28 protein-coding genes and 4 tRNA genes are annotated in these 25964 nt (G+C 33.5%); 14 read left to right on the forward strand and 18 right to left on the reverse strand.

The genetic code is table 11. The annotated features are described in order from the left end of the window. The first annotated feature begins 2 nt into the window (after positions 1 to 2). From C6H18_RS02520 to C6H18_RS02550, 7 genes are all read left to right on the forward strand, one after another. A complete protein-coding gene (locus C6H18_RS02520; protein WP_233704038.1) occupies positions 3 to 701 on the forward strand; it encodes a hypothetical protein in 699 nt (232 codons plus the stop codon). After that, positions 701 to 1540, forward strand: a complete 840-nt coding sequence (locus tag C6H18_RS02525) for an NAD(+)/NADH kinase (RefSeq protein WP_104721540.1) — start codon at positions 701 to 703, stop codon at positions 1538 to 1540. Before C6H18_RS02520 ends, C6H18_RS02525 begins: the two co-directional genes overlap by 1 nt. Then, positions 1540 to 3096 carry a DNA repair protein RecN gene (locus C6H18_RS02530; protein ID WP_104721541.1) on the forward strand — a complete coding sequence of 519 codons (1557 nt, stop codon included), beginning with the start codon at positions 1540 to 1542 and terminating at the stop codon, positions 3094 to 3096. Before C6H18_RS02525 ends, C6H18_RS02530 begins: the two co-directional genes overlap by 1 nt. Further along, positions 3093 to 4430, forward strand: coding sequence for an NFACT family protein (locus C6H18_RS02535; RefSeq protein WP_104721542.1), 1338 nt, complete (start codon positions 3093 to 3095; stop codon positions 4428 to 4430). The genes C6H18_RS02530 and C6H18_RS02535 overlap by 4 nt, the downstream gene beginning before the upstream one ends. Before the next feature lie 2 nt (positions 4431 to 4432). Further along, positions 4433 to 4750 (forward strand): hypothetical protein, encoded by a 318-nt coding sequence (locus tag C6H18_RS02540; protein ID WP_104721543.1) that lies wholly within the window; start codon positions 4433 to 4435, stop codon positions 4748 to 4750. An 86-nt stretch (positions 4751 to 4836) separates the two neighbouring features. Further along, complete coding sequence (locus tag C6H18_RS02545) at positions 4837 to 5463, forward strand: superoxide dismutase (protein WP_104721544.1); 627 nt, start codon at positions 4837 to 4839, stop codon at positions 5461 to 5463. A 209-nt stretch (positions 5464 to 5672) separates the two neighbouring features. Then, the gene (locus C6H18_RS02550) at positions 5673 to 8285 is read left to right on the forward strand and encodes a calcium-translocating P-type ATPase, PMCA-type (RefSeq protein WP_233704039.1); all 2613 of its coding nucleotides are present in this window, start codon (positions 5673 to 5675) and stop codon (positions 8283 to 8285) included. Between the two features lie 53 nt (positions 8286 to 8338). On the opposite strand, the gene trpS is transcribed toward C6H18_RS02550, so the two are convergent. Beyond that, the gene (gene trpS / locus C6H18_RS02555) at positions 8339 to 9334 is read right to left on the reverse strand and encodes a tryptophan--tRNA ligase (protein ID WP_104721545.1); all 996 of its coding nucleotides are present in this window, start codon (positions 9332 to 9334) and stop codon (positions 8339 to 8341) included. Positions 9335 to 9422: 88 nt separating this feature from the next. Between trpS and C6H18_RS02560 the strand changes: the two genes are divergently transcribed. Beyond that, on the forward strand, positions 9423 to 10568 hold the full coding sequence (locus C6H18_RS02560) for a sugar transporter (protein WP_104721546.1): 1146 nt from the start codon (positions 9423 to 9425) through the stop codon (positions 10566 to 10568). 161 nt (positions 10569 to 10729) lie between these two features. Here C6H18_RS02560 and radA read toward each other — a convergent pair whose 3' ends face one another. From radA to C6H18_RS02585, 5 genes are read right to left on the reverse strand one after another with little or no spacing between them, the layout of a single operon-like run. Then, a complete protein-coding gene (gene radA, locus C6H18_RS02565; protein WP_104721547.1) occupies positions 10730 to 12076 on the reverse strand; it encodes a DNA repair protein RadA in 1347 nt (448 codons plus the stop codon). A 51-nt stretch (positions 12077 to 12127) separates the two neighbouring features. Next, complete coding sequence (locus C6H18_RS02570) at positions 12128 to 12886, reverse strand: class I SAM-dependent methyltransferase (RefSeq protein ID WP_158654852.1); 759 nt, start codon at positions 12884 to 12886, stop codon at positions 12128 to 12130. 1 nt (position 12887) lies between these two features. Next, positions 12888 to 13775, reverse strand: a complete 888-nt coding sequence (gene ftsY / locus C6H18_RS02575) for a signal recognition particle-docking protein FtsY (RefSeq protein WP_104721549.1) — start codon at positions 13773 to 13775, stop codon at positions 12888 to 12890. A 4-nt stretch (positions 13776 to 13779) separates the two neighbouring features. Further along, entirely contained in the window at positions 13780 to 14394 is a 615-nt protein-coding gene (locus C6H18_RS02580) for a TlpA family protein disulfide reductase (protein WP_104721550.1), read from the reverse strand. Continuing rightward, entirely contained in the window at positions 14391 to 15416 is a 1026-nt protein-coding gene (locus C6H18_RS02585) for a DUF3298 and DUF4163 domain-containing protein (RefSeq protein WP_104721551.1), read from the reverse strand. The genes C6H18_RS02580 and C6H18_RS02585 overlap by 4 nt, the downstream gene beginning before the upstream one ends. Positions 15417 to 15550: 134 nt before the next feature. Between C6H18_RS02585 and C6H18_RS02590 the strand changes: the two genes are divergently transcribed. The 4 genes from C6H18_RS02590 (at position 15551) to C6H18_RS02605 (ending at position 15930) form a co-directional block, all read left to right on the forward strand. Beyond that, a tRNA-Gly gene (locus C6H18_RS02590) sits at positions 15551 to 15625 on the forward strand. A 25-nt stretch (positions 15626 to 15650) separates the two neighbouring features. Then, positions 15651 to 15737: transfer RNA gene (locus tag C6H18_RS02595), tRNA-Leu, on the forward strand. A gap of 7 nt (positions 15738 to 15744) precedes the next feature. Further along, positions 15745 to 15819 (forward strand) — tRNA-Cys (locus C6H18_RS02600). A 23-nt stretch (positions 15820 to 15842) separates the two neighbouring features. Continuing rightward, positions 15843 to 15930, forward strand: a tRNA-Ser gene (locus tag C6H18_RS02605). Positions 15931 to 16149: 219 nt separating this feature from the next. Here C6H18_RS02605 and C6H18_RS02610 read toward each other — a convergent pair. From C6H18_RS02610 to hypD, 11 genes are all read right to left on the reverse strand, one after another. After that, entirely contained in the window at positions 16150 to 17493 is a 1344-nt protein-coding gene (locus C6H18_RS02610) for an MATE family efflux transporter (protein WP_104721552.1), read from the reverse strand. After that, a complete protein-coding gene (locus tag C6H18_RS02615) occupies positions 17486 to 18049 on the reverse strand; it encodes a class I SAM-dependent methyltransferase (protein WP_104721566.1) in 564 nt (187 codons plus the stop codon). The genes C6H18_RS02610 and C6H18_RS02615 overlap by 8 nt, the downstream gene beginning before the upstream one ends. Next, positions 18042 to 18923 carry a carbon-nitrogen hydrolase gene (locus C6H18_RS02620; RefSeq protein WP_104721553.1) on the reverse strand — a complete coding sequence of 294 codons (882 nt, stop codon included), beginning with the start codon at positions 18921 to 18923 and terminating at the stop codon, positions 18042 to 18044. The genes C6H18_RS02615 and C6H18_RS02620 overlap by 8 nt, the downstream gene beginning before the upstream one ends. Positions 18924 to 18926: 3 nt before the next feature. Then, positions 18927 to 19082 carry a hypothetical protein gene (locus C6H18_RS09535; protein ID WP_199770105.1) on the reverse strand — a complete coding sequence of 52 codons (156 nt, stop codon included), beginning with the start codon at positions 19080 to 19082 and terminating at the stop codon, positions 18927 to 18929. Continuing rightward, positions 19079 to 19756 carry a ThiF family adenylyltransferase gene (locus tag C6H18_RS02625; protein WP_104721554.1) on the reverse strand — a complete coding sequence of 226 codons (678 nt, stop codon included), beginning with the start codon at positions 19754 to 19756 and terminating at the stop codon, positions 19079 to 19081. The genes C6H18_RS09535 and C6H18_RS02625 overlap by 4 nt, the downstream gene beginning before the upstream one ends. After that, positions 19753 to 20532 (reverse strand): 5'/3'-nucleotidase SurE, encoded by a 780-nt coding sequence (gene surE / locus C6H18_RS02630; protein WP_104721555.1) that lies wholly within the window; start codon positions 20530 to 20532, stop codon positions 19753 to 19755. Before surE ends, C6H18_RS02625 begins: the two co-directional genes overlap by 4 nt. Position 20533: 1 nt before the next feature. After that, on the reverse strand, positions 20534 to 21403 hold the full coding sequence (locus C6H18_RS02635; RefSeq protein ID WP_104721556.1) for a polyprenyl synthetase family protein: 870 nt from the start codon (positions 21401 to 21403) through the stop codon (positions 20534 to 20536). Beyond that, complete coding sequence (locus C6H18_RS02640; protein WP_104721557.1) at positions 21372 to 22454, reverse strand: DUF7488 domain-containing protein; 1083 nt, start codon at positions 22452 to 22454, stop codon at positions 21372 to 21374. Before C6H18_RS02640 ends, C6H18_RS02635 begins: the two co-directional genes overlap by 32 nt. Next, positions 22454 to 22765: a YbaB/EbfC family nucleoid-associated protein gene (locus C6H18_RS02645; protein ID WP_104721558.1), complete on the reverse strand. Its 312-nt coding sequence runs from the start codon at positions 22763 to 22765 to the stop codon at positions 22454 to 22456. Before C6H18_RS02645 ends, C6H18_RS02640 begins: the two co-directional genes overlap by 1 nt. Beyond that, entirely contained in the window at positions 22765 to 23127 is a 363-nt protein-coding gene (panD, locus tag C6H18_RS02650; RefSeq protein ID WP_104721559.1) for an aspartate 1-decarboxylase, read from the reverse strand. The genes C6H18_RS02645 and panD overlap by 1 nt, the downstream gene beginning before the upstream one ends. An 83-nt stretch (positions 23128 to 23210) precedes the next feature. Beyond that, complete coding sequence (gene hypD / locus C6H18_RS02655; protein WP_104721560.1) at positions 23211 to 24323, reverse strand: hydrogenase formation protein HypD; 1113 nt, start codon at positions 24321 to 24323, stop codon at positions 23211 to 23213. A gap of 166 nt (positions 24324 to 24489) precedes the next feature. On the opposite strand from hypD, the gene moaC reads away from it, so the two are divergent. Beyond that, positions 24490 to 24963, forward strand: a complete 474-nt coding sequence (gene moaC / locus C6H18_RS02660) for a cyclic pyranopterin monophosphate synthase MoaC (RefSeq protein WP_104721567.1) — start codon at positions 24490 to 24492, stop codon at positions 24961 to 24963. Positions 24964 to 25096: 133 nt separating this feature from the next. On the opposite strand, the gene C6H18_RS02665 is transcribed toward moaC, so the two are convergent. Next, on the reverse strand, positions 25097 to 25333 hold the full coding sequence (locus tag C6H18_RS02665) for a hypothetical protein (RefSeq protein ID WP_104721561.1): 237 nt from the start codon (positions 25331 to 25333) through the stop codon (positions 25097 to 25099). A 166-nt stretch (positions 25334 to 25499) separates the two neighbouring features. Between C6H18_RS02665 and C6H18_RS02670 the strand changes: the two genes are divergently transcribed. Further along, positions 25500 to 25712, forward strand: coding sequence for a transcriptional regulator (locus C6H18_RS02670; RefSeq protein ID WP_199770106.1), 213 nt, complete (start codon positions 25500 to 25502; stop codon positions 25710 to 25712). The last annotated feature ends 252 nt before the right edge of the window (positions 25713 to 25964 follow it).

The following is a 25964-nucleotide window of genomic DNA, read 5'->3' on the forward strand; positions in this document are numbered from 1 at the left end:
TGATGACAGATAATGAAATGGAAGTAAAGTTTGAAGAAGAGCCAAAGAGTAATTTTGGGAAGTTTTTATGGATTTTAATCTTCCTTATTGCTTTAATACTTGCTATTGGTTTTTATTTGTCAAATCAGCCCTTTGGACAAGAGACTATTGTAAAAATACAAAATTTCTTTAAAGAAGAAAAAGGAGGAGGGGAGCAGCTTTATGTTAAAGTTATTGAAGGCACAAAAGACGAAGAGATTAAACGATTACAATTTGCTCTTATGCAAAAAGAGCAAGAATTAATCAATCTTACTAACTCTATGAATGGCAGCATTAATGTATCCTTTGAGAGAGGAAATACTCTAACGGATATTCGCTATGCTATTAAGCCTAAAAATCAAATTATTGCAGAGTGTTTTTCTATGGATGTGGGCAAGTGGAAGATTCCACAAGGATGCTTACTTTCTATCGCGACAAAAGTATCCCAAGAATTAGAAAAAGATAAGCAAGTAGTGGCTTTTGAAGTGCAAGGTATTGTGGATACTAATCCTTATCGTGGATTATCCCCTGAATTAAAACAAGAGGGTTTAGCTAGTTTTAGAGCAAGAGAGGCAATTAGGGAAATTTATGCAAAAATACCTAATGCCACAGCCTTTGAAGGTCCTAGCATTCAAAGACCTAATCAAAGGGGTTATAGCATTAAAGCTTATTTTGTGGAATAATGAAATCCATTCATACTATTGGCGTTTTCTTGCGCCCTTTTACGCATTCTCTAAAAGAATATTTTTTTGAATTTCAGGAATTGGCTACTTCTTTGGGGTTTGAGATAATCTTAGAATCCCTTAGCGCAAAAATGATAGGAATGCAAGGTTTGGAGTTTGAAGATGTTTGTCGTAGGAGTGATGCCCTGCTTTCTATTGGAGGAGATGGCACTTTAATTTCTGTTGCTAGACGCTCTTTTATCTATCAAAAGCCAATTTTGGGTATTAATATGGGGAATTTAGGGTTTTTAACAGATTTGCAAAAAGAGGAAGTAGAAACATTTTTTCCTCTTTTAAAGAGTGGAAATTATAGTATTGCTAATCATACGATGCTAGAGGGGAGTATTGATGGAGAGTGCTTTTTTGCCTTAAATGATATTATTTTAAGGCATCTTAATAATGGCTCTATGATACATTTAAAGGCTTCTATTGATCAAGAATATTTTAATTCCTATTGTGGAGATGGTTTAATTATCGCTACCCCTACGGGTTCTACTGCTTATAATATTAGTGCTGGTGGTGCGGTGGTTTATCCTTTCTCTTATAATTTATTGCTTACTCCTATTTGCGCACACTCTTTGACACAAAGACCTTTGGTTTTACCCGGAGAATTTGAAGTGGATATAGAAGTGGGAAGTAATCAAGAATGTAATGTTGTTATTGATGGACAAGAAAATAAACTTTTGAAGCCTCATCAATGCCTCCATATTAGGGCTTTAAAAAATGGGGTAAAGCTTATCCATAATCCCCATTGGAATTATTTTAAAATTCTTCGTCAAAAATTTCATTGGGGGGAATAATGCAAAAATTATTAATCCATAAAATTTCAATTTTTAACTCCCCAACCTTTAAAGAAGCGTCTTTTGAACCTAGCCCTTATTTTAATGTTTTTAGCGGTGCAAGTGGAGCTGGTAAATCGGTGTTAATGGAATCCATCTTGGCACTTTTTGGGTTAAGGGAGTGTAATGCTTGTAAATTGGAAGCTTACTTAGAGCTAGAGGGGATACCTGAAGCATTTGAAGATTTTATTGATGAGGGAGAGGTTGTTTTAAGCATTGTAAAAAAAGAAAAAGTTAGTTATTTTCTTAATGCTCAAAAAATTCCTAAAAAAAAGATTCAAGAGTTATTTTCTCCTTTTTTAAAGCATTTAGCGACAAAGAGAGGTGAAGATTTAAATCAAGAAAATTTAATATTTGTTTTGGATAGTTATTGTCAGCTTAAAAGTGGTATTCATCAACAAAAGCTTGATAGCTATCACCAAAGTCTTATAGAATATCAAAAAAGTAAAAAAATTTTAGAAACAATAGAGCGGGAATCTTTGCAGGTTTATGAGCTTAAAGAGTTTGTGCGCTTTGAGATTCAAAAGTTAGAGTCTCTAGCTCCTAAAGAGGGGGAATATGAAGAGCTTTTAGAGCTTAAAAAAGCAATTTCCAAAAAAGAAAAAATCGCACAAAGCCTTCAGGAGGTTTTAGAAATTTTAAGTCATAGCCATAAAATTTCAAATTTCTTAGATCTTATTGGCGAAACTAATAGCTCTATTTTAGAATCTTTTAATGAGCTTGAATTAATCTGTGAGAGGGAAAATGAATATTTAACAGAATTGCAAGAGAGCAATATTGAAACAATCTTAAGCCGCTTGGAAGAATTAAGCTCTTTAAAGCATAGGTATGGAGGAGTTAAAGAAGCATTAGAATATTTAGAAAATAAAAAAGAAGAATTAAAAAAATATGAAAATATAGAGGAGAATTTAAAAGAGGCTAGAACATCTCTAAGAGTAGCCAAAGAAGCATTATTAAAACATACAGAAGTGCTTTTATGTTCTAGAAAGCAATATTTAGGGGATTTTACAAAGGATTTAAATGCTATTTTGATAACCCTAAAGATGCCCCAAGTAAAAATAGAACTTCTTTATCAAAACTCCTTGCAAGAGTCTTTGGGGGATATTTTTCTTTCAATGGTTTTTTTGCCTAATACTGCATTAAATAACCTAAGCTCCGGGGAAGCTAATCGTTTAAGGCTTGCTTTGTTGCTTATCCAAAATACAGAAATTAAAAATCAAGCCATTATTATTTTAGATGAAATTGATGCGAATTTAAGTGGAGAAGAATCTCAAGGGGTGGGTGAGATATTAAAAAAGCTCTCTAGCAATTTTCAAATCTTTGCAATCTCTCATCAGCCCCATATGCCAAGTTTGGCAACTAAACATTTTTTGGTGCAAAAACAAGCAGAAACATCGAAAATTATAGAATTAGACAAGGTAGGTAGGATTGAAGAAATTGCAAGAATGATAAGCGGAAAAAACATTACCAAAGAAGCCATAGATTTTGCAACACAATGCCTTAAAGACTTAGAATGAATTTGAATCTATTAAAGAGATTTGCTTTCTTTTTAAATCATAATTCCCCGCTTAAACTTCGTCTCATTAAACGCATAGGGGACAATCTTTTTAAATTGCAAATTGGAGCGAATACCTTTTATTTTGATTTAAGTCGGGGGAAAAGTAGTATTTTTGTTACTGAGGATTTATTACTCTCTCCTAAGAGTTATAATGCACCTTTTGATAAGAGTTTAGAGAAGTATTGCGCAAATGCTTTTATTATAAAGGCACAAGTTGATGGGGAGAATAGGATATTACAGCTCTTTTTAGAGACAAAGAAGAGTTATAAGGCTTTAGAGGTTATTTTACAAGCAGAATTTACAGGCAGGAATACAAATCTTATTTTATTAAACAAAGAACAAGTGGTTTTAGATGCTTTGCGTCATATTACCCCCTCACAATCTTTTCGTGAAGTTCGCATTAATAAGAAGTTATTGCCATTGCCACAACCCCCATCTAAAAAAGTTATTACAAAGAGAGAAGAAAATGTAGAAGAAGATTTATTGATGGATTTTAAAAATCTCTTTTTTTGTAAAAAGCAAGAGGTTTTAGGGCAAAAAATTTTGAAAGTTAGCCACCATATCCAGCAAAAAATTCTACATCTTCAAGGGATTCTTCAAACTTTAGAGAATCAAGAATTATTAGAGCAAAAAGCCAAAGAAGAATTAGGGCTTGGAAAAACAATTATTCATAATCTTTACCATCTTTTGGATTTTAAAGGTAAAGAGATTGTATTAGAAGGGAAACTTATAGTATTGCCACCTAAGGCGCATTCACTCTCTCAAGCTGCCCAAATATTTTTTGAAAACTCCAAAAAACTGCATAAAAAAGCAAAAAATATTTATCTTCAAGAAAACCATTTGCAAGAAAAAATAGATTTTTACCAAAATCTCTTAGAGATGGTTCAAAATGTAACAAATATAAATGATTTAGAAATTTTGGATTCTAATTTTCAAAAAGACAGCAAGAAGAAAAAAAACGATAAAGCTTTTGAAAGCTTTTTTATCGAGGGCTTTAAGGTATCTATTGGCAAAAATGAGAGAGAGAATATTGCGCTTTTAAAAGAAGCTAGGGCAGAAGATTTATGGTTGCATATTAGGAATATTCCAAGCTCACATTGTATTATTCATTGTGGAAGAAACAAGATTCCTGATATAATAATTTACAAAGCAGCACAGATTTTAGTGGGATTGCTTAAAAGTTATGGCGGGAGTTATGAAGTTGATTATACAAAAAGGAAATTTGTAAAAATCCTAGAAGGCGCAAGGGTAGTGTATGCAAAAGAGCAAACGCTTAGCCTTATAAAGGAGTAAAGATGGCTGTAAATCCTATAGGTAATGTTACTTATATTAATCAAAATGCACAAGTTGGTTCTACACAATATGCTAATGCTCAAGTAAAGGGAGATTTTCAGGCAATGGTTAATCTTCAGATTATGGAAGAGAAGCAAAATGAGATTGAAGAAGTTCGTCCTACCGAAGAAACTCTAAAAAGTGATGAAGATGCAAAAGGTCAAGCAAGAGAAGAGGACGAAGAAAAAAAACAAGCTAAAAAAGAATATGAAGAAAAAGAAGAAGATAGTATAGAAGTGGGAGAAGATGGGATTATTAAACATTTAGATATTTCTATCTAAAGGGCATTTAAAGTTTTTTTTGTTTTTTATTTTGTAAAATTTGTTTTAAGGTTTATACCTTAAATTCTATATAAACAAGGAAAGATATGTTTAAATTACGCACATTGCCTTTTGGTGAAATTGAAAATTTTATTAGTAAAGAAACTTGTGAATTCCATTATGGGAAGCATCATCAAACTTATATTAATAACTTGAATAATCTTGTTAAGGGAACAGAGTTTGAATCCGCAGGGCTTTTTGATATTGTAACAAAGGCACAAGGTGGGATTTTTAATAATGCTGCACAAATTTATAATCACGATTTTTATTGGGACTGTATTTCTCCTAATCAAACCCAACAAAGTGATGAATTAAAAGTGGCTATTAATGAATCTTTTGGGAGTTTTGATAAATTTAAAGAAGCATTTTTGCAATCTGCTACAACACTTTTTGGTTCTGGATGGTGTTGGGTTGTTTATAATCCAAATTCTAAGAAATTAGAAATTGTTCAAACAAGTAATGCACAAACTCCTGTAACTCAAGGATTAATTCCTATTTTGGTGGTTGATGTTTGGGAACACGCTTATTATGTAGATTATAGAAACGCACGTCCGGGATATTTAGATAAATTTTTTAATCACATTCATTGGGTTTTTGTTTCTAAAGCCTTAGAATGGGCTAAAAAAGAGGGTATGAATTCTGTGAAGTTTTATATAGATTCTTTACACTCTTAATAGGCACTTAAGTAGTTTGTGTTATAATCCCGCCTCATTGTGAGGGAGTAGTAAGCAAGAAACTTTCTTGTGGTAAGCCAACATACTGGTAGTATTAGTATCTATTAATAGTTATCTGGTTTTACCTTAAATTATGAGACTCATATATAACGAAATCGCTATATATGATTCCCTCTTTGCATTTGGCTCATATATAGTAAAGGAGCTTAATGCAATCACGAGATTACCTTTCTATTCTTTTACAAAAATATGATACTAATATAAGTTTTGGATTAACCCATCAACAGGTTTTAGAAAATGAAAGAAAATTTGGTAAAAATTCTTTAGATAAATCTCAAAAAACCCCATTATTCAAACAGCTTCTTGAAATTTTCAAAGAACCTATTATGGTGCTATTGCTTTTTGCAGCATTTTTGGCATTAGCGGTTAATATCTATGAATTCTTGTTTCATCAAGAAGGAAATTTTTTAGAGACTATAGGAATTTTTATCGCTATTTTTTTGTCGGCATTTATTACCTTAGCTATGGAAAATAGGAGCAACAAAGCCTTTGAAAGCCTTAATAAATTCTCAAAAGACAATAAGGTGAGGGTTATACGCGATGGAAAAATGCAATTCATTGGAGAGGAGAATATTGTTGTAGGAGATATTATTTTTTTAGAAAGTGGGGATAAAATTCCAAGTGATTGCAGGATTTTGCGATGTCAAGATTTATTTTGTGATGAATCAAGTCTTACAGGGGAGAGCTTCCCAGTCGCTAAATCTGCCACTAAATCCGCATTGAAAGAATCTTTTAATGAGGGGACGCTTTATAAGGGTTGCTTTATTGTGCAAGGGAATGTAAAGGCATTGTGTATAGCTGTTGGCAATCAAACAGAGTTTGGAAAAATAGCCTTAGCATTAAATACTATCTCTAGCATTAACACACCTTTGCAAGAAAAGCTTAAGAGTTTGGGTAAGAAAATCACCATTTTTGGGGTTTTAGCGGCAGTTTTAGCATTTTTTATCCAAATAGGATTTTTTTTCTTACAAGGAGGGGTTGGGTTTGAAAGGATTGCTGATATTTTTGTTTCAAGCATTGTCTTGATTGTGGCTTGTGTTCCAGAGGGATTACCAGCTATTGTAGCAATTTCTTTGGCACTCAATATTATTAAAATGTCCAAACAAAATGCTTTAGTTAAAAAGCTGGTAGCTTGTGAGAGTATTGGCTGTGTTAATATTATTTGTTCGGACAAAACAGGAACACTTACGCAAAATCAAATGTGTGTGGAACAGAGTTTTATTAGGGATAGAATTTTTAAAGATGGTAAAACCCTTGATGAAATCCCTAATAGTCATTTTAAAGATTCTATGATATTTTTACTCAACAATGCAGTATTAAACTCTACCGCAGAGGTTACTTTAGAGGATGGAAAGTATAAATTTATAGGCAATCCCACAGAATGCGCTCTCTTGGTTTATGGTTATAAGTTGGGGGTGGATTATAAGCAAATGCGTGCAAAAACCAAGATAATACAAACTTATCCATTCTCTTCGGAGACTAAAAATATGACAACAATTATTGAAGTGGGGAATGATAAGATAGCATTTAGTAAGGGTAGTCCAGAAAAAATTCTCACACAATGTGATTTGATGCAATGTCAAGACTTACAAAAAATACAAAAACAAATACTTTATTACCAACAACAAGCCTATCGTGTAATAGCTTTTGCTTATAGGGTTTTATCTCCTATAAAGAATGATAATCATACAAGGGAAAGCATAGAAAGCAAAATGGAGTTTTGTGGGTTTGTTGCAATTATAGATCCTTTGCGTTTAGATGTTTTTGAGGCTATTTGTGATTGTAAAAAGGCTGGAATTGAAGTTAAGATGCTTACAGGAGATAGTCTTGAAACCGCTAAAGCTGTTGGTAAAACATTAGGATTATTAGAAGGAGATTCTATGGCACTTGAAGCAAAGGATATAGAATTAATGACAAAAGAGCAGTTATTGCAGAGTTTGCCAAAGATTAAAATTATTGCACGTTCTACTCCAAGCATTAAAATGCAAATTGTAAATATCCTTAAATCTGTCGGGAATGTTGTAGCACTTACAGGCGATGGGATTAATGATGCTCCAGCCCTTAAGAATGCAGATGTAGGGATTGCTATGGGTATTAGTGGGACAGAAGTTTCCAAAGAAGCAAGCGATATTGTGCTTTTAGATGATAGCTTTACTACAATTGTGAAAGCAATAGAGTGGGGTAGGGGGATTTATCAGAATTTTCAGAGGTTTATACAATTCCAGCTTATTGTTAATCTCTCATCGGTGATTATTGTCTTAGGGGTTGTTATTATGGGGTTTTCAAGCCCATTTACGGCTTTAGAACTTTTATGGGTAAATTTGATTATGGATGGACCTCCTGCCATTATTTTAGCTCTAGAGCCAATCTCTAAAAACCTTATGCGGCAAAAACCCATAAAACGGAATGCTAATATTTTAACAAAAGATATGTTGGTGTTAATCATTGTTAGTGGAGTATTTATTAGTTTTGTTTGCCTTATGCAATATTTTACAAACTTTTTAGGAGCTAATGAAGAAGAAAAATCTAGCGCACTTTTTACTCTTTTTGTTGTATTCCAACTCTTTAGTGCTTTTAATGCAAGAGAGTTAAGCTATCAAAGCATTTTAGTAAATTTTATGAATAATTCCTTAATGCTTAGTGTATTCCTTTTAACTTTTATTCTACAGATTCTTATCGTTGAATTTGGGGGAGAGGCTTTTGGGGTTAATCCTTTGTCTTTAGAATTATGGAGTAAATCTTATTGGTGGGCTTTAGCGTGATTGTATTAGGAGAGTGCTTGAGGTTTATCCAAAGGAGAGCAAAAGCTATGAGCTTAGATTAACCCCATTCTTTCTTTAGCGGTTTGATAAGTTTTTTGGGCAATTTCTTTTGCGGTATTTGCACCATCTTCTAAGATTTTTTCTAAATAATCTTTTTGGGTGATGAGATGATAATAAGATTCCCTAATTGGTCTTAAGCTTTCAATAACAACTTCAGCAATTTTATCTTTAAGCTTCCCATACCCTTGCCCTCTAAATTCTTCCTCTATGGATTCTTGTGATTTTTGTGTAAAGCATTGATAAATAGTTAATAGGTTATAAATCCCTAAGCGGTTTTTATCAAAGGTAATGAGGTTGTCTGAATCTGTAGCTGCTTTTTTGAATTTTTTTATAATCTCTTCAGGGGTATCAATGAGGGCGATTAAATGATTGGGTTTATCACCAGAACTTTTACTCATTTTTTTGCTAGGATCATCTAGTCCCATAATCCTTGCTCCTTCTTGCATAATAAGTGGTTTAGGTATCACAAAAGTTTCTCCAAAATCACGATTAAATCGCAATGCTGTATCACGCGCTAATTCAATATGTTGTTTTTGATCTTCTCCTACTGGGACAAAATCACTTTGGTAAAGTAAAATATCCGCACTCATAAGATTAGGATAGTTAAAGAGTCCCGATAAAATACTTTTGGGGTTTTTTTGACTTTTGTCTTTAAATTGTGTCATACGATTTAAATCCCCCATAGGAGTGATGCAAGTTAAAAGCCAAGCTAGAGAGGTATGTTCTTGCACTTGTGATTGGATAAAGAGTGTAGATTTTTTGGGTTCTATCCCACAAGCAAGAAGCATTGCGCTAAGCTCAAAAGTTTTTTCTTTAAGAGTTTTTGGGTCTTGGGGGATTGTAATAGCGTGTGAATTCACAACGCAAAAGATGTTTTCATAATCATCTTGACTATCTACCCAATTCTTAATAGCTCCCAAATAATTACCTAGATGAATATTGCCTGTGGGCTGAATCCCAGAAAAAACACGAGATTTTTTACTTTGCATAGCAAACCTTGATTTGATAAATTTTTATTATTATATTAAAAACTTTATGAATTTTTCTTAGATATAATGCAGGCTCTAAAGGACAGAGATGGAGAGGCAAAATTTTGTATGGTTGGGTGTGATTGCTATTGCTTTTGCGGCTTTTATTTTTAATACTTCAGAATTCATTCCTATTGGTTTATTAAGTGCTATTGCAAAGGATTTTGGTGTTAGTCAATCCCAAATAGGGATTTTAATTAGTGGTTATGCTTTTGGGGTTGCTTTGATGTCTTTGCCACTTATGCTACTTTTTTCTAAAATGGAATTAAAAAAACTTTTATTAGGCACTATGAGTTTATTTGTAGTAAGCCATATTCTTTCAAGTTTAGCAGAAAGTTATATTCTTTTGTTTATTTCTCGTATGGGTGTTGCTTGTTCTCACGCACTTTTTTGGTCTATTGCTACACCTATGGCAGTTCGTGTGGCTCCAAAAAATAAGCAATCTTTAGCCTTAAGTCTTGTTGTCGCTGGTTCTGTTACTGCTTTTGTTATGGGATTACCCTTAGGTAGGGTGATTGGTTTGTATATGGGTTGGAGAATTACCTTTTTATGTATTGGGATAGTAGCTTTTGTAGTTTTGGTTATTATTTGGAGGATATTTCCAAATGTCCCAAGCTCTGGTGGAGTTTCTATTAGAACTCTCCCTAAATTATTTAAGACTCCTTATTTATTATCAATTTATATCTTGGCTATTCTTTTACCTACCGCACATTTTAGTGTTTATAGTTATATTGAACCCTTTTGGGCGCAAATAGCAGATTTTAGTAAAGATGAGATAACTTGGCTGTTAGTTTTGTTTGGAAGCGTTGGGTTTGTAGCGAGTTTCTTGTTTTCAAAATATTATGATAAGTATTCAAAGGGTTTTACTTATTGTGGAATTTTTGGCATTACACTAAGCTTGTTTTTATTAGAATTGTGTGCTTTTAATAATGTGCTAATGATAATATTGTGCATAATTTGGGGATTTGCTTTGAGTATCTTTAACTTAGCCTTGCAATCTAAGCTTATAGCTTTTGTGCCTAGTGCTACCTCTGTGGCAATGTCTATGCTCTCTGGTATTTATAATATTGGTATTGGAGGGGGTGCATTTATTGGAGGGGTTATCGTTGAGAAAATTTCTTTAGAATTTATAGGATATGCTGGAGGAATAATTGGGTTTTTAGGATGTTTATATTATCTTAAAAAACCTTTTTGAAAATTGGATTATTTTAATTTGTCTTTGTGGGGTTGTAACTTTCTTGTTTGTGATTGGTTTAAGGAGGTTATAGAATAATCAATGTATTTAGCAGTGGCATTTGCTACTTGCATAAAATCGAATGAGAATTGGGTTATTTCAAAGATTTGTAAGTAATAGTCTTATTCCATCCAGTCTAAGATTTTTGTAACTTCTTGCACTTCAAAACATTTAATATCGAGGTGTTGGGTGGGTTTTTTGGGTAAGATAGCTTTATTTATCCCAAGAGAGAGGGATTCTTTTAGTCTTTGTTCGATATTTGGAACTTCCCTTATATCTCCTACTAGGCTTACTTCACCGATAAAAACACTTTGTGAAGAGAGTGCCCTATTACGAAAGCTTGAAAGGATAGCAGCAACAATGGCTAAATCAGCAGCGGTTTCTACAATCTTAATTCCACCAGTGATATTAATAAAAACATCATAGCGATTAAGAGGAATTTCTAGTTTCCGTTCTAGGAGAGCTAAAATCATATTTAGACGATTAGTTTCAAAACCTGTAGAAGAACGTTTGGGCGCACCATACGCACAATCACTTACTAAGGCTTGCACTTCCAAAACTAAGGCTCTGCTTCCCTCTAAGACAACGCTTAAGGCACTGCCGGGACTCGAAGTTTTTTCGGAGAAGAAAAATTTTGAAGCTTCTTTAGCGCTTACTAAACCATTGCTTTTCATTTCAAAAATACCAACCTCACTGGTATTCCCAAAACGATTTTTAAATCCCCTTAAGATTCTAAGCTCTCTATTAGAATCCCCTTCAAAATACAATACGCAATCAACCATATGTTCTAAGATTCTAGGACCTGCAATAGAACCTTCTTTGGTGATATGTCCTATAATAAAAACGCAAATTCCATAGTTTTTGGCTAAACGCATAAGCTCAAAGGTAACTTCACGCACTTGTGAGACGCTACCTGGAGAGGAAGTAATTTTTTCACTATAAAGGGTTTGGATACTATCAATAACTAGCATAGTATAATGCCTCTCTTTGTTTTGGAGGGTTGCAAGTATAGATTCTAACTTAATTTCATTGAGTAAATAAAGATTAGGATTCATAGCGTTTAACCGCTCTGCGCGCATACGAATTTGGGATGCGCTTTCCTCTCCGCTTACATATAAGACATTTTTCCCATCATTGGCTAAATTGCTAGAAATTTTTAATAACAAAGTGGATTTACCAACGCCGGGACTTCCGCCTACAAGATACATTCCACCTATAACAATTCCACCTCCAAGAACAATATCAAGTTCATTTTCTTTGGAGCTAAAACGCGTGAATGTTTCATCTTGTATTTGTGTAATAGGGATAGCTTTAGAAGTATTATTGAATGTTTGTAGGCTTTGGATATGCTCCTCTTTGAGTTCTAAAAAGCTCTCCCAAGAACCACAATTTGAACATTTTCCTAGCCATTTTGGACTTTGTAACCCACAATGCTGACATTCAAAGATTTGTATTTTTTTCTTTGCCATATTTTCCTACTTTTTGTAGAATCATAACGCATTATTAGAAAATTTACAAAATCATTGAATGCCTAAAAAATAATGGGGCAGATGGTTTTTGTCAAACATTAAATGCAAGTTTTCGTTAAATGAAAAAACTTCATAATCACAATGTATCCTTTGACAAAGATTCCTTAAACTTTGTTGTGTAAAAATAGAAACATGCCCATTTCTTGGGGCAATATACCACCAATGTGTGCCTATATCTAAGATATTTTGCGGTTGCAATAAAGTAGAGAATAAAAATACTCCTTCTTTTTTCAGCATCCCAAAAATTTCTTGGAATGTCCCAAAAACATCACTAATATGCTCCACTACTTCAAAAGCAACAATCACATCGTATTTTTTCGAAGTTTTGATTTTGAATTTATCATTAAAAGCATCATAACCATCTATTTTATATCCGTCTTGAGAGAGAATTTCAAGCATTTTGCCATTGCCACAACCATAATCTAAAACATCTAAATCCTGTTTCATTTTCAAGCTATCCCGCAATAAAGATGCATTAGATTGTGGGCGAATCTTAAGATAATCTGGGTCAAAGTAGATATAATCTTGGTTATAAATAAAATGTGAAAATTCCTTATTGCTCCACTTATCAAAAGCACAAGTAAAGATAAAGCCGCAGAAGGAACAGCGGTAATAATAAATAGGAATTCCGCACAAATTTATTTTTATTGGACTTTTATTAAAATCGCAAACATCAAACAATAACGCTTGATTTGCACAGCATTTACATAATATAGCGGGGGGGGGGGGATTTTTTATATTGAATTTCATATTAATCTCTAAAAATAGAATCCAAAATCGTTTGAATATATTGATTTTCATCAAAGACAATAATGTCTTCAAGGTTTTCGCCGGTGCCGATATAAAGGATTGGTGTGCGTAAAGTGTGGATAATGCTAAAGATTGCTCCTCCTTTGCTACTTCCATCAAGCTTGGTAACAATAACCCCATCAATGCCTCCTAAGCTTTGGCTAAAAACTTTGGCTTGTTGTAGGCTTGAAGTGCCTTGTGTGCCATCTAGGATGAGTATTTTTCTATGGGGGGCATCAGCTTTGGCTTTATGGCAGATTCGGAGTATTTTTTGTAATTCATTTTGTAGATTTGTTTGGTTGTGTAATCGTCCTGCGGTATCAAGAATCACATTATCTATATTTCTAGCTATGGCTGAAGTGATGGTATCATAGGCAACTGCAGAAGGGTCGTGTCCAATTTTTGAGGCAATAATGGGGATATTGAGTTTATTTGCCCATAGACTTAATTGTTCAATAGCTGCAGCCCTAAAGGTATCTCCAGCACCTAAAATTACACTCCTGCCTTGTTTTTTATAGATATTAGCAAGTTTAGCAATAGTGGTTGTTTTACCAGCTCCATTAACACCTATAATAAGCTCTACGCAAGGTTTTTCGTCAATGGGTTTAATCCGCACTTTATCATAATAACTCTCTCCCCTAAAAAGTCTAAGCAGGGCTACTTCAAGCTCATTTTTGCTGATTTCTTCTCCTAAAGGAGAGAGTATCATTTCTAATAAATCATAATCAATATCTGCTGCAATGAGAATTTCTTCTAATTCTTCCTTTTGTAGCTTTTTTTGTGCTTTTGGTAGGAGTTCTTTGATATTTTGTGTGGTTTTTTCTAAAGTTTTTTTGAATATTCCAAACATTCCTTTACCTTTTTTCTAATCTTTGTAAAATATCAAATTCGATCATTTCTTCAGGGGCTGCTCCTAGGTAATGGATAATGTAAGAGCCATTTTCGTCATAGAGGGCTAATAGAGGCACACCTTCAATTCCATTAAGCATTTCAAGAAATTTAAACCTATTGGAATCTACAATCATAGGGAATTGAATATTATTTTGTTGTGCAAACGCTTCTAAGACTTGTTTAAAGTTATCAGAATTTTCTACAAAATCATCAACAGAGATTCCATAAATGGTAATGGCTTCATTAAATTGTTGCCGTAGGTTTTCTAGGTGAGGTATTATTCCCTCACAAGGCTCACACCAAGTTGTGAAAAAGAATAAAATTTTAATATTTTTTGTCTCTGAAGTAACGATTAAATTTTTTAGAATCTCTTCTTCTTTGGGGTCAATATTTTTAAAATTGCCACTATTTTTTATGATGTGTTGGATAGTAAGCTTCCCTTTTTGCGTATCTTCTAGGGTAAGCTTTTCGGGATTGGTAGCTTTGATTTTATCAGTGGGGCTTATATTGGAAATTTTAGTATCATCACAAGCGATAAAAAGAAGTAAAATGCTCAATGTTAAGGTTAGTAATTTCATTTTTGTCCTTTAATATTTGTAGTTAGTAGATGTCGAAAAGCAGAGTTTTTAAAATCTTCAAACTCTTGTAGTTCTATTAAAGGAATTTTTAAGCTTATAATACCATAAGAATAAGGCATAATCTCATAAGGTTGGTAGAGGAAGAGTATTCCATCATAATCCAATAATATCGCATCAGAAATTTTAAAGTTTTCAAAATCTACATAAGTTTCTGTAGGTGGAGGAGTTTCTTTAGGGAGTTGTTTGAGGTATTCTTCGTATTTTTCCCAAAGCAGTGTTTTTAATGCGTGATTATTGAAATCTATATTTTTATAGACATTGATTAATCCTTTGCTTCTTGAGAGTATAATGCCTTGTTTGGTTGGCATTCCGTGTGATCCTCCAGTGTATAAATAACTATTCCTCTCAAAAACCAATATTTTATCATCAAAATAAACAAGTGTATCTGCAACAATATTTTCTAATGGGGAATGTTTTAAAGATTTTTGAATTTCTTGATGGTAAGTGTTGGTATTTTTAATGTATTTTTGCATAGAGATTTTTGCTTCTTCATAAAATATTTTTTGCCCATTTTCACAAGAAAAATTTTTTTGATACATTAGCTTTAAAAGATTTTGGATTTCAGTATTTGTTGAGCATTGAAAAAGCGTTGAAATTTTATTGCTTTGATGATTGGGGTATTCGTAAGTAACTTCTTGTGCCTTTAGTGTAAAGCTTGATTGAATGGGTAAATGGTGCTTTTCTTCTAGTTTTCCATTGCGGACTTTAAAGGTATGGATTCCACATTTTAAATTACCATTTTTAAGGGGCATTTCTCCATCTAGCAAACAATTTTGGGAATTTTCTCCTTGTATGCCTGCAAAGAGGATACCTTCCATAGATCTTGCAACAAAGAGTTTATGCTTATTGAGCAAATAAGTTGTATAGGTAGTTTCTTGTTGTGATTTGCTTTGTGTGGCATAGCTATTAAGTGTTGAAAGCATTAAATAAAATACAAGAAGAATAATTTTGTCAGTTTGCATATTGCTCCTTTATGGGTTTTTGTTCCTCTTTTTGGCATTTATAAAGTGAGGGGGATTCTATCATTTTTTTACAAAATTATTATTAATCCCTTGATTTTTAAAAAAAGCATTGTTATAATTCCTAGCTTAATTTTGCGGGAGTAGCTCAGTGGTAGAGCATAACCTTGCCAAGGTTGGGGCCGCGGGTTCGATCCCCGTCTCCCGCTCCATTTAAAGATATTAAAACAATACTTCGCCCGGGTGGTGAAATGGTAGACACAAGGGACTTAAAATCCCTCGAACATTGCGTTCGTGCCGGTTCAAGTCCGGCTCCGGGCACCACTTAAATGGCGACATAGCCAAGCGGTAAGGCATGGGCCTGCAAAGCCTTGATTCCCCAGTTCGAATCTGGGTGTCGCCTCCATATTATATTCTTCATTAATTTTACGGGAGATGGCTGAGTGGTCGAAAGCGGCGGTCTTGAAAACCGTTGAGGGTAACACCTCCGGGGGTTCGAATCCCTCTCTCCCGGCCACATAAATATAAACATTCTTCATTAGCTTATTTGGTAACTGCAACTTAACAATTCAAGTAACATAAACTTATAGAATAGAGATTTTCTTGGATTTTAATTATTCTTGAGGGCATTATTAATAGTTATAGGATTGATATTTATTGAAGAATAAAAATCTAAACTTTTTAAGGAGGGATTTTAATTTTAGGGCTTGATTAATAGAATTAGGGCATTGATAAATTAGACTTTATGGTGCTTCCAAATCCCACTTTGGAAGATTTTCCAATAGATAAAAGCGCGTAAAAAAGTCTCACAACAAATACAAATATAAATATAAATGATAGGATATTGAAGTTTAGCCATAAAATAACAAGGTATCACGCGGATTACCCAAATCATTAAGCCATTAACTATTAAGGTAATTTTAGTGATTCCAGCACCTCGTAAGGCTCCATCTAAAATACAGATATAGGCAAAGGCTATTTGTGAGATTCCTATAGGTATGAGGTAGCGGACACTTGCTTCAATGGTCTTTAAGTCTTTGGTAAAAAAACTTGAAAGTAAAGGTGCAAAAATACTCATAATAACCCCAATAGTCCCCATAAAAATCCCTCCTAAGAAGAGAGCATTTAAAGTGCTGTATTTTGCTTCTAAAGGTTTTTTAGCTCCAAGACTTTGTCCCATAAGCACCATAGAGGCTATCATAAAGCCAAATCCTGGCATAAATGCAAATCCTTCTATTCTTGTTGCAATCTGATAGCCTGCTAAATCATAAGTTCCATAAAGAGCTACAAATTTTGTCATTAGAATAATGGCAAAAAGTGTAAAAAGTCTTTCGCAACCTGATGGGATTCCAATTATTAAAGCCCTTTTAATATAATCCAAATTGATTTTTCCTCTAAGGGATAATGGGCTTTTTTTATAAAATATGAGACAAAAAAGTAAGGCTAAAGTTTCTAAAATATTAATGATTAAAGTTGCTATTGCTGCACCTTTTACTCCAAGGGCTGGGATTAATAAAAATCCAAAGATAAAGGAATATTTAATAAGGGGATTAAGGAGTGTAATGAAAACTTTGATGATAAAAGGAATATTGGTTGCTCCTGCAGCTGAAAAAGCGGAAATGCTTACTTGCTTTATCAATAAAGGCGGAATACTAAAAAGTGCTATGGATAGGTAAGAGTATGCAATTTCTTGTGCTTCTTTGGAGATATTAATCCATTCAAAAAAAGGATTAAAACATAAAAAAGCTATGGTGGTTAAAGGAATAGAGAGGCAAAAAGCAGCAAAAGTCAGGCTTACAACGACTTCATTAGCAGCCTCTTTATCATTAGCTCCTAAAAATCGTGAAGCTAATGCGCTATTGCCCACAAAAACAATCGTTGTAAAGGCAAAGGTAAGCATAATATAATTTAGGCTTACTCCAACAGCTACAATAGCATTTGCTCCAAAAACACCAATTAAAAAAAGATCTATGGAGATATTGATAATATCTAAGAGGGAATTTAAGCCAGAGGGAATGGCAATATGTAATATTTTTTTACTTCTTTGTTTGGAATAAAAATGAAAGTATTTTTTAAGCACGGGCTACAAGTCTTGCGGTGATGGCAAAGGCGGGAGAGTAATTATTAGATACTTGGGTAAGTTTTTCTTCATAGAAAAGTATTTCTAAATCCAAGAATGCTTTTAAAAGTTCGTTTTTTCGTAACAAATGTGAAGGGTTAGAAATAGGAGCATTGCAAGATTCATCATCGTTTTTTACAAAAGTTTCAAAGATTAAAATTCCTCCCTTTTTTAATCCTTCTATGATAAAAGGAAATAATCTCCGCTCTAAAAAGAAGCTATTGCAAATTAAATCATAGTTTTCTTTTGGGATTATGAAGGTATCTAAGTTAGCACATATAGGGTTGATATTAGGCAGGTTTTGCAAATGTGAGATTGCAAAGGGAGAAATATCAACGCTATCAACAACAAAACCATTATCACGCATAAAAAGGCTATTTCTTCCCATTCCACAGGCAATATCTAAGGCTTTACCCTTTTTGGCAAAGATAATATTCTGCACTAAAAGTTCAAGCGGGTTAGTTGGGGCTGGATTATTGGCGTGGCGATAATCCCACTTTTCTTTGTCGCTAATCATCAAAACATTTCAAAAGGCTTTGATAAGAATCAATGCGCCTATCACGCAAAAATGGCCAGATTCTACGAATTTTTTCGCTTTGATTTTTATCCCATTGAAAATATAAAATCTCTTCTTCTGTTGTGCTTCCTAATGCCAAAAGCTCCCCTTGCGCTCCAAAGGCAAAGCTAGAACCCCAAAAGCGAATCCCATTTAAAACTCCACTCTTATCTTTTTCAAAACCCACGCGATTGGTTGCCACAACAGGAAGTGCATTAGCGATAGAATGTCCCCTTTGTATGGCAATCCAAGCTTCCCTTTGCCTCTCCTTTTCTTCTTGATTATCTTCATCAAACCAGCCAATGGCTGTAGGATAGATTAAAATTTCAGCACCTTTTAAAGCCATAATTCTTGCAGCTTCTGGATACCATTGATCCCAACAAATGAGGATTCCAAGCTTACCTAGACTTGTTGTTATGGGTGTGAAGCCCAAATCTCCTTGTGTAAAATAGAATTTCTCATAAAAGCCCGGATCATCAGGAATATGCATCTTGCGATATTTACCCGCAATTTCTCCATTTTTTTCAAAAACAACGGCTGTATTATGATAAAGACCACTTGCTCGTGCTTCAAAGAGAGAGGTAACTAGAACTATTTTGTTGTTTTTAGCAATTTGACTAAAATATTCGCAATCTTCTTTGAAGCTTAGGGCATAATCAAAAAAATCTGTATTTTCACTTTGGCAAAAATATTCTGTGGTGTGTAATTCTTGTAGCACTACAAGCTGCGCACTTTTTTGTGCTGCTTCCTTTATCATTTTTGCGCTTCTTTGCATAGTTGCGGCTTTACTTCCTTGAAATGCTTGCTGTATAAGTGCAACTTTTATAGGCTGCATTGATTAATCTTCTCCTTCATAATCACTCTCTCCGCTATCATAATCATCCTCATCATAAAGAAATTTATCATTATCTTCGTATTTGGAATCATAATCCTCATATTCTTCTTCAAATTCTTCATTATCGTCTTCTTCATAGGGCTTTGTATAGATTCTCATTGTATTTTCCTTTTTAAGATTATTGCAATACTCTCACTAGCTAGTCTTAAACCAAAGCTTGCTGTTACGCCACTAAAGCTACCTAATTCTTTGCATTTTGGTTCTTCAGGGCTAAAGATAACTTTAAAGTCTCCACGAAATTTCTCTTTTTTTAAATTTTCTCGGAATTTCCTAGCAAATTTATCTCCATAACTTTTCCAGATACTTGCGCATTGGATTTTAGATGGATCAAGCTTTTTCGCACTTCCTGTGGAGGACAACAAAATAGGGTGAGAGTTTTTTTGGGGTGCAATTTTGAGGGCAAGGAGGACTTTAGAGGGAATATCATCAATAGCATCAATAACAATATCAAAGGCATTAAAATTAAAATTTTGGATAAAGTCATAGGAGATTTGAGTATCTATGGCTTCAATACCCGGATATTTTTTGCTTAAAACTTTGACTTTTTTTTCTCCAACACCTTCAAAAGCACCAATTTGCCTATTTTGGTTTGTTTCATCAAAGTAATCATAATCTATAATACACAGATTCCCTATGCCTGTGCGGTATAAACAATCTAGTGCAAAGCTACCAACACCGCCTACGCCAAGAATTAGAATCTTTGCATTTTGGAGTTTGGCAAATCCTTCTTCTTTAAAGAGCAATAATGTCCTGCTAAAACGTTTTTCTATCATTGCTGTATCCAATTTTGTAGGCTTTCTAAGCGGTTTCTAGCTGTAAAGTCAAGTGTGATAGGAGTAATGGAGACAAAACCTTCTTTAATGGCACTAAAGTCTGAATTTTTGCTTTCTCTTTCTCTCCACGATAGAGGGTGTAATCCTAGCCAATAATATTCTTCTCCACGAGGATTGCGGTGTAAATGGGCATCATTGCCATACATACGAATCCCAAGTTCTGTGATTTTTATTCCCTTGCAGAGTTCTTTTGGAATGGGGGGGATATTCACATTAAGAAATTCTCTAGTTTGCAGAGGAAAACCTTGATGGAGTATTTTTTTAGCAAGGGAGGTAATAGTCTCTTTAGCAAGAGTAAAATCAAAGTCAAAGATATTTTCATTTTGTAAAACTTGTGAAATAGCAATGGAAGGAATATCGTGTAATACGCCCTCCATAGCTCCACTAGCTGTCCCAGAATAACTTACATCTTCTCCCATATTAGAGCCAAGATTAATTCCACTCACAATCAAATCGGGTTTATAATTTTCATCATAAAGTGCGTGAAGTGCGAGATAGATACAATCTGTTGGACCCCCATCATCAAGTTTATAAAAGTCATCATCAATTTTGATAAAACGTAAAGGTTTAGTAAGAGTCATTCCATGCCCACAAGCAGATTTTTCTGTGGCTGGAGCAACTATTGTAATTTGTCCTAAGGGGCTTAAAGCTTCTTTTAATGCCTGAAGACCCACAGAGTCAAAACCATCGTCATTAGTAATTAGGATTCTTTTCATTTTATACCTTAAAATAGTCTTTTAGTAGTAATTGTAGAGTTTCTTTTATTTTGGGTGTTAAGGAGTTTAATTGTTCTTGAATCTGCGTTTGGAGTTTTAGGGCTTCTTGTTTAGATTTTTCTAACCCCAATAGATTGACATAGCTATTTTTATGGGAATCTTGTTGTGTGGTTTTTCCAGCTTCTTTGGTGCTTTGGGTAATATCAATAATATCATCCCGTATTTGAAAAAACAATCCTAGATTTAAGCCTAGCTTGTAAAGGTTTTTTAAAGTTTTTTTATCACATTGGGAGATAATACCACCCATTTCTAAAGCAGCTGCGATAAGTTTTGCTGTTTTATTAAGATGTATGGTTTTGAGCTTTTCTAAAGAGAGTGTTTGGTTTTCAAAATAGCAATCTAAAGCCTGTCCTAATACCATCCCAAAAATACCTCCATTATAACTTAATGATTGAATGAGTTTTATTTTAACTTTTGCTTTGAGTTTGGAGGTTGCAATTAGATAAAAACTATAAGTGTTTAATCCATCCCCTGCTAAAATAGCTCCAACTTCGTCATATTTGGTATGTAATGTGGGTGTGCCTCTTCTTAAGCTTGCATTATCCATAGCAGGTAAGTCATCGTGAATCAGTGAATAAGTGTGTAATACTTCTAAGCCAAGAGCAGGGGCGAAGGCGTTTTCAATCTGTTTGGGGCAATAGGTATATACGACGCTTAAAAGGAGTTTAGGGCGAAATCTCTTACCCCCACTTTGGAGCATTTCCCACAGAGCTTTTTCATAATAAGGGTGAAAACTAGGAACTTTTGGAGGATTTTTTAGAATATAAGATTCAAAACTCTTAAAAATATTCTCTAATTTCTTCAATTTCATTGGTGGAATCATTATCTTTTTTATTGACTTCTACAAAGAAGTAAAAGTCATTGCGCACAACTAGCCATTTTTGTTGTTGGTCGGGAAATTCTCCCAATAGCTTAATAATGGCATTATAGCCTTGTGGGACATTCTTTTTATTGACGGTTAAAATCTTATCTCCGACCTTTAATTGCTCAAATCCATTAGAGGCAGTTGGTGCAATAGAGGTAATTGTGAAATTATCAGAAATTTCAATCCCAATGCGTCCTAAAAAATCTTCTGGCAGAAGTAATCCTCCGCGTCTTTTATCAACTTTGGCTTCTACATTGATAACAGCCTGATTGCGTTCAATCCTTACAGGTATTATAGAATCTTGCTCTAAATCAAATACTACACGATGAAAATCACTAACATTAGGAATAGCTTGTCCATTTATCATCATAATAATATCCCCATATTTAAAAGGATTATCTTTAAAAAAGGGATCAATAACATCCACTTCTACTCTGTCATTGTTGTTTTGGAATACTCGTATCCCAATATCTCCATAATAAATAGAATCGTTTTTTAAAAATCTTTCTAAATATTTTTTTTCTATAAATTTGTTTTCCCCAATTCCTATGCCATAGATATGATCGCAAATTGTGCTAATTAAGCTATTGCTAAAGGTTGGAGTGTTGAGGGTAGCAAAGTCAATAGGACTTTGCATAAGTGTTTGGATTTTTCCACTTACATTGGCTTGAGGAGTGATACTAGCAATTTCTTCTCCTAATTCTTTGGAAGTAATATCGCGTAAGCTAATAGGTGTGAGGTTATTTTTAGATTCTAAAAGATACATTCCTACAAAAGGATCGTGTTTTAAAATATTATAGCCTTTGGGGGAGGTTTTAGGTGAGTAGAGGAATAGCTTAGCCTTTTTATTATCAAGCGATTCGATTGCGACAGCATAATCATTCCCGATTTTTTCTAAAGAGAGTTTTGATTTATCTTGACAGGCTTGAAAATCATAAGCAAAAAGTTGCGAACACATAAGGCAAAGCGATGCAAGAGGATAAATTAAAGATTTCATTATAATCCCTTAAAAGGAAAATTCCCTAGATTTCCAAGCATACCCATAGCCATACTTTTTCGGTTAGTTTCCACACTTTGAAAAACATCATTGATGGCACTCATTAGGAGAATTTGTAAAGATTCTTTATCTTCTAATAAAGAATCATCAATAGTAATATCAATAATTTCCCCATCTCCATTAGCTGTTACATTAATCAATCCACCACCGCTTTTAGCGTTAAAAGTGAGATTTTTATTTTTTTCTTGTGCGTCATTGAGTTTTTCTTGTAAGTTTCCTAATGTTTTAGCTAATTCTTGTGGGTCAAACATTATCTTAACTCCTTTTTGATTTGGATAATTTTATTTTTTTCATCGACAAGGACAACTTTGGGTTGATACTTTTTTAATTCTTTTTTAGAAAATTGCGCATAAGCCATTATGATAATCTTATCCCCGATTTGCACTTTTCTAGCAGCTGCACCATTAAGGCAAACATCGCCACTTTTTCCTTTAATGATATAAGTAGCAAATCGCTCCCCATTGTTGATATTTACAATATCAACCTTTTGTCCCTCATAAAGTTCTGCTGCTTTCATAAGTTCAATATCAATAGTGATTGAACCATTATAATTTAAATTAGCATCACTGACACAAGCGCGGTGAATTTTGCTATAAAGCATAGAGAATTTCAAAATGTTACCTTAAAATAAAATAGACTCCGAATTCTAGCACATTTATTTTAGATAAAGTCTAAAAGATTATTAAAATATCTGATTTAGAGCTTTAAACCTTCATATTTAAAATACGCCGCACAGGCTCCCTCGCTACTTACCATACAGCTTCCTAAAGGGTTTTGAGGATTACAGGCTTTTCCAAAAAGCTTACAATCATAAGGTTTTTTAACACCTTTTAAGATTTCCCCGCAAATACAGCCTTTATGCTCATCCTTTGGGATACCTCCTAAGTAGTCTTGAAAAATAATATTGGCATCATAAGAGCGGAATTCTTCTTTTAATTTCAAGGAGGAATGCGGTATTTCCCCAAGCCCACGCCAATGAAAATTATCTTCTAAGGTAAAATACTGCGAGACAAGCTCTTGAGCTTTTAGATTTCCCTCATAAGTTACACTTCTTGCGTATTGTGTTTCTGTTTTAGCGGTTTTGGTAATGATTTGGTTTAAAATAGAAATGAGGCTTTCCCCGACATCTACGGGTTCAAATCCACATACAACGATGGGTATTTGGTATTTTTGCACAAGAGGTTCATAGATTTTTGAACCCGTAATAACACTTACATGAGATGGAGCTAAAAGTGCATCAATTTGGGAATCTTTAGCACTCAAAATAGTTTCTAGTGGAGGAGGGACTAAGACATGATTGATATGAAAAAAAACATTTTTCAATCCTTGTTTTATTACACTTTGTAATAATGCTGCTGTCATTGGTGTGGTAGTTTCAAAACCGATAGCAAAATAAACGATTTTCTTATTAGGATTGTTTTGTGCAATTTTAAGCACTTCTAAAGGAGAATAAACAAAAACAATATCAAGCCCTTTAGCTCTAGCTTCTTGTAAGCTTCCAAAGCTACCTGGAACCTTTATCATATCTCCCAAAGTTACTAAAATCACATCTTTGCAAGAGGCAATTTTATAAGCACAATCAATCCTGCCTTTTGACATAATGCAAACTGGACAGCCTGGACCATGCACAAATTCAATGTTATTGGGGAGGAGTTGGGGGAGGGCGTATTTCATAATGGTATGGGTATGCCCACCACAAACTTCCATAATTTTAATAGACTTATTTAGTTTTTTGCCTAAAAGCTTGATAGCGTGAAAAGATTCTTGGATTTTTTGACTATTGCGATAATTACTAATATAAGGATTCATTTTAAGAACTTTTTAAGAAAATAATAACTTTTTAAATTATAGCAATCTCTATTTTAAAGATTTTTTATTTAGCTAAGATTTTTCTATGGGCTGTGTATCTAAGCAGCGATATATAAAGAGTTGCGTTATAATATCAAGGTATAATTTATTGGCTAATGGGGAAAATATGCAATTAACACATTTGGACAAAAACGGCAATCCTAATATGGTTGATGTCTCTCATAAAGATATTACACTTAGAGAGGCGGTAGCAAGAGGCAAAATCACAATGTCTGCAGAGGCATTTAAGGCAGTGATTGAAAATAAAGTGAAAAAAGGTCCTGTTTTACAAACTGCTATAATTGCTGCTATTATGGGTGTTAAGAGAACTAGTGAGCTTATTCCTATGTGTCATCCTCTTTATTTGACTTCGGTAAAATGCAATATTCAAGAGAATAGTAATGAAAATACCTTTATAGTAGAGGTGAGTGCTAAAACTAGTGGGCAAACAGGCGTAGAAATGGAAGCATTAATGGGAGTAAATATTGGATTATTAACCATTTATGATATGGTAAAGGCAATTGATAAAAGTATGGTTTTAAGCGAAATTTATCTTGTAGAGAAAAGTGGGGGAAAAAGTGGGTATGTAAGTGCTTATTAAAAACTAATTTGGTTATTTTACAAATTTTAGTAAAGATATAGGATATTTGGGAATCTACTAAATATTTCAAATAGAATCTACAAATATTACATCACCAATCTTTTATTAAGGTTTGGTGATAAGTTTGTAGATTTTATTTAAGAATATTGGGAATAGTATCCAATAGACCATCCAATACTTTCTCTCCTGAAGATTGGTTGTTTTTCATTCGAAGTTTTTCCATTCGTAATTCGTGTTCTTGTTTCATTTTTAATAGCCTTTCTTCTTTATTTTGTTCCATCTGTAGTAATCTTTCCTCTTTAGAACTGCAACCTTGAGAGAAAGTGATAGCGATTAAAATTGCACCGCTATAAAGTATTGTATATTTCATTATTGTGTCTCCACTAAAAATAAAATTTACTTAAATTGTATCAAAAATATCTTTTAAAATATTGAAATATTCTATTTTTATTATATAAATAATTGAAATATTAAATTGTTTTTTATACGACTAAAAATTTGTAGAATAAGCACATTTTAGATTTTTAAGGAGTAATGTGCTTAAGAAAACTAAAAGAGATATGGCAGGATATTTAGATGTTGATGTAAGCACTCTTTATAATTGGCGTAAATATAAACCTAAACTTTATCGTATTGTGATGTTGGGATTTCATTTTGATGAGCTACTAGAAAAGAATAAAAAGAGTTATGAAGAGCTTTTAGAAGTAGAAAATGAAATTGTAAAAGAGATAGAAAAATATCGCTCCTAAGAGTGTTCCTTAATAGTATTATTTTAGAGATTCTTATCCTTAATGCAACCAACCAACCCCCTTAACCTTAAAACCTTACAAACAAGAGTAGGAAACTTAAGCTTTGATATAGAATTAATCATTGCTATATAATAACTCTAATAGATAATAAACAAAGCTGTCCTAATTGCTTGTAAGGTTTTAAACTTAAGGGAGTAAAAGAAGTAAAGAGAATAAAGAATAAAAAGACTAACTAAAGAATAATAAAACCTA

The organism is Helicobacter mesocricetorum (assembly GCF_900198605.1).
GTDB lineage: Bacteria > Campylobacterota > Campylobacteria > Campylobacterales > Helicobacteraceae > Helicobacter_D > Helicobacter_D mesocricetorum.

Excerpts from the sequence above, each read along its gene's own strand:
- radA (WP_104721547.1), bottom strand. The coding sequence starts at position 12,076 with ATGGCAAAGAAAAAAATACAAATCTTTGAATGTCAGCATTGTGGGTTA.
- C6H18_RS02580 (WP_104721550.1), bottom strand. The coding sequence starts at position 14,394 with ATGAAATTACTAACCTTAACATTGAGCATTTTACTTCTTTTTATCGCT.
- C6H18_RS02520 (WP_233704038.1), top strand. The coding sequence starts at position 3 with ATGACAGATAATGAAATGGAAGTAAAGTTTGAAGAAGAGCCAAAGAGT.
- C6H18_RS02525 (WP_104721540.1), top strand. The coding sequence starts at position 701 with ATGAAATCCATTCATACTATTGGCGTTTTCTTGCGCCCTTTTACGCAT.
- C6H18_RS02560 (WP_104721546.1), top strand. The coding sequence starts at position 9,423 with ATGGAGAGGCAAAATTTTGTATGGTTGGGTGTGATTGCTATTGCTTTT.
- C6H18_RS02620 (WP_104721553.1), bottom strand. The coding sequence starts at position 18,923 with ATGCAGCCTATAAAAGTTGCACTTATACAGCAAGCATTTCAAGGAAGT.
- C6H18_RS02635 (WP_104721556.1), bottom strand. The coding sequence starts at position 21,403 with ATGAAATTGAAGAAATTAGAGAATATTTTTAAGAGTTTTGAATCTTAT.
- C6H18_RS09535 (WP_199770105.1), bottom strand. The coding sequence starts at position 19,082 with ATGAGAATCTATACAAAGCCCTATGAAGAAGACGATAATGAAGAATTT.
- hypD (WP_104721560.1), bottom strand. The coding sequence starts at position 24,323 with ATGAATCCTTATATTAGTAATTATCGCAATAGTCAAAAAATCCAAGAA.
- C6H18_RS02625 (WP_104721554.1), bottom strand. The coding sequence starts at position 19,756 with ATGATAGAAAAACGTTTTAGCAGGACATTATTGCTCTTTAAAGAAGAA.
- C6H18_RS02545 (WP_104721544.1), top strand. The coding sequence starts at position 4,837 with ATGTTTAAATTACGCACATTGCCTTTTGGTGAAATTGAAAATTTTATT.
- C6H18_RS02530 (WP_104721541.1), top strand. The coding sequence starts at position 1,540 with ATGCAAAAATTATTAATCCATAAAATTTCAATTTTTAACTCCCCAACC.
- C6H18_RS02540 (WP_104721543.1), top strand. The coding sequence starts at position 4,433 with ATGGCTGTAAATCCTATAGGTAATGTTACTTATATTAATCAAAATGCA.
- C6H18_RS02645 (WP_104721558.1), bottom strand. The coding sequence starts at position 22,765 with ATGTTTGACCCACAAGAATTAGCTAAAACATTAGGAAACTTACAAGAA.
- C6H18_RS02640 (WP_104721557.1), bottom strand. The coding sequence starts at position 22,454 with ATGAAATCTTTAATTTATCCTCTTGCATCGCTTTGCCTTATGTGTTCG.
- moaC (WP_104721567.1), top strand. The coding sequence starts at position 24,490 with ATGCAATTAACACATTTGGACAAAAACGGCAATCCTAATATGGTTGAT.
- C6H18_RS02665 (WP_104721561.1), bottom strand. The coding sequence starts at position 25,333 with ATGAAATATACAATACTTTATAGCGGTGCAATTTTAATCGCTATCACT.
- surE (WP_104721555.1), bottom strand. The coding sequence starts at position 20,532 with ATGAAAAGAATCCTAATTACTAATGACGATGGTTTTGACTCTGTGGGT.
- C6H18_RS02585 (WP_104721551.1), bottom strand. The coding sequence starts at position 15,416 with ATGCAAACTGACAAAATTATTCTTCTTGTATTTTATTTAATGCTTTCA.
- C6H18_RS02535 (WP_104721542.1), top strand. The coding sequence starts at position 3,093 with ATGAATTTGAATCTATTAAAGAGATTTGCTTTCTTTTTAAATCATAAT.
- C6H18_RS02615 (WP_104721566.1), bottom strand. The coding sequence starts at position 18,049 with ATGATTAGCGACAAAGAAAAGTGGGATTATCGCCACGCCAATAATCCA.
- C6H18_RS02570 (WP_158654852.1), bottom strand. The coding sequence starts at position 12,886 with ATGAAATTCAATATAAAAAATCCCCCCCCCCCCGCTATATTATGTAAA.
- C6H18_RS02550 (WP_233704039.1), top strand. The coding sequence starts at position 5,673 with ATGCAATCACGAGATTACCTTTCTATTCTTTTACAAAAATATGATACT.
- trpS (WP_104721545.1), bottom strand. The coding sequence starts at position 9,334 with ATGCAAAGTAAAAAATCTCGTGTTTTTTCTGGGATTCAGCCCACAGGC.
- ftsY (WP_104721549.1), bottom strand. The coding sequence starts at position 13,775 with ATGTTTGGAATATTCAAAAAAACTTTAGAAAAAACCACACAAAATATC.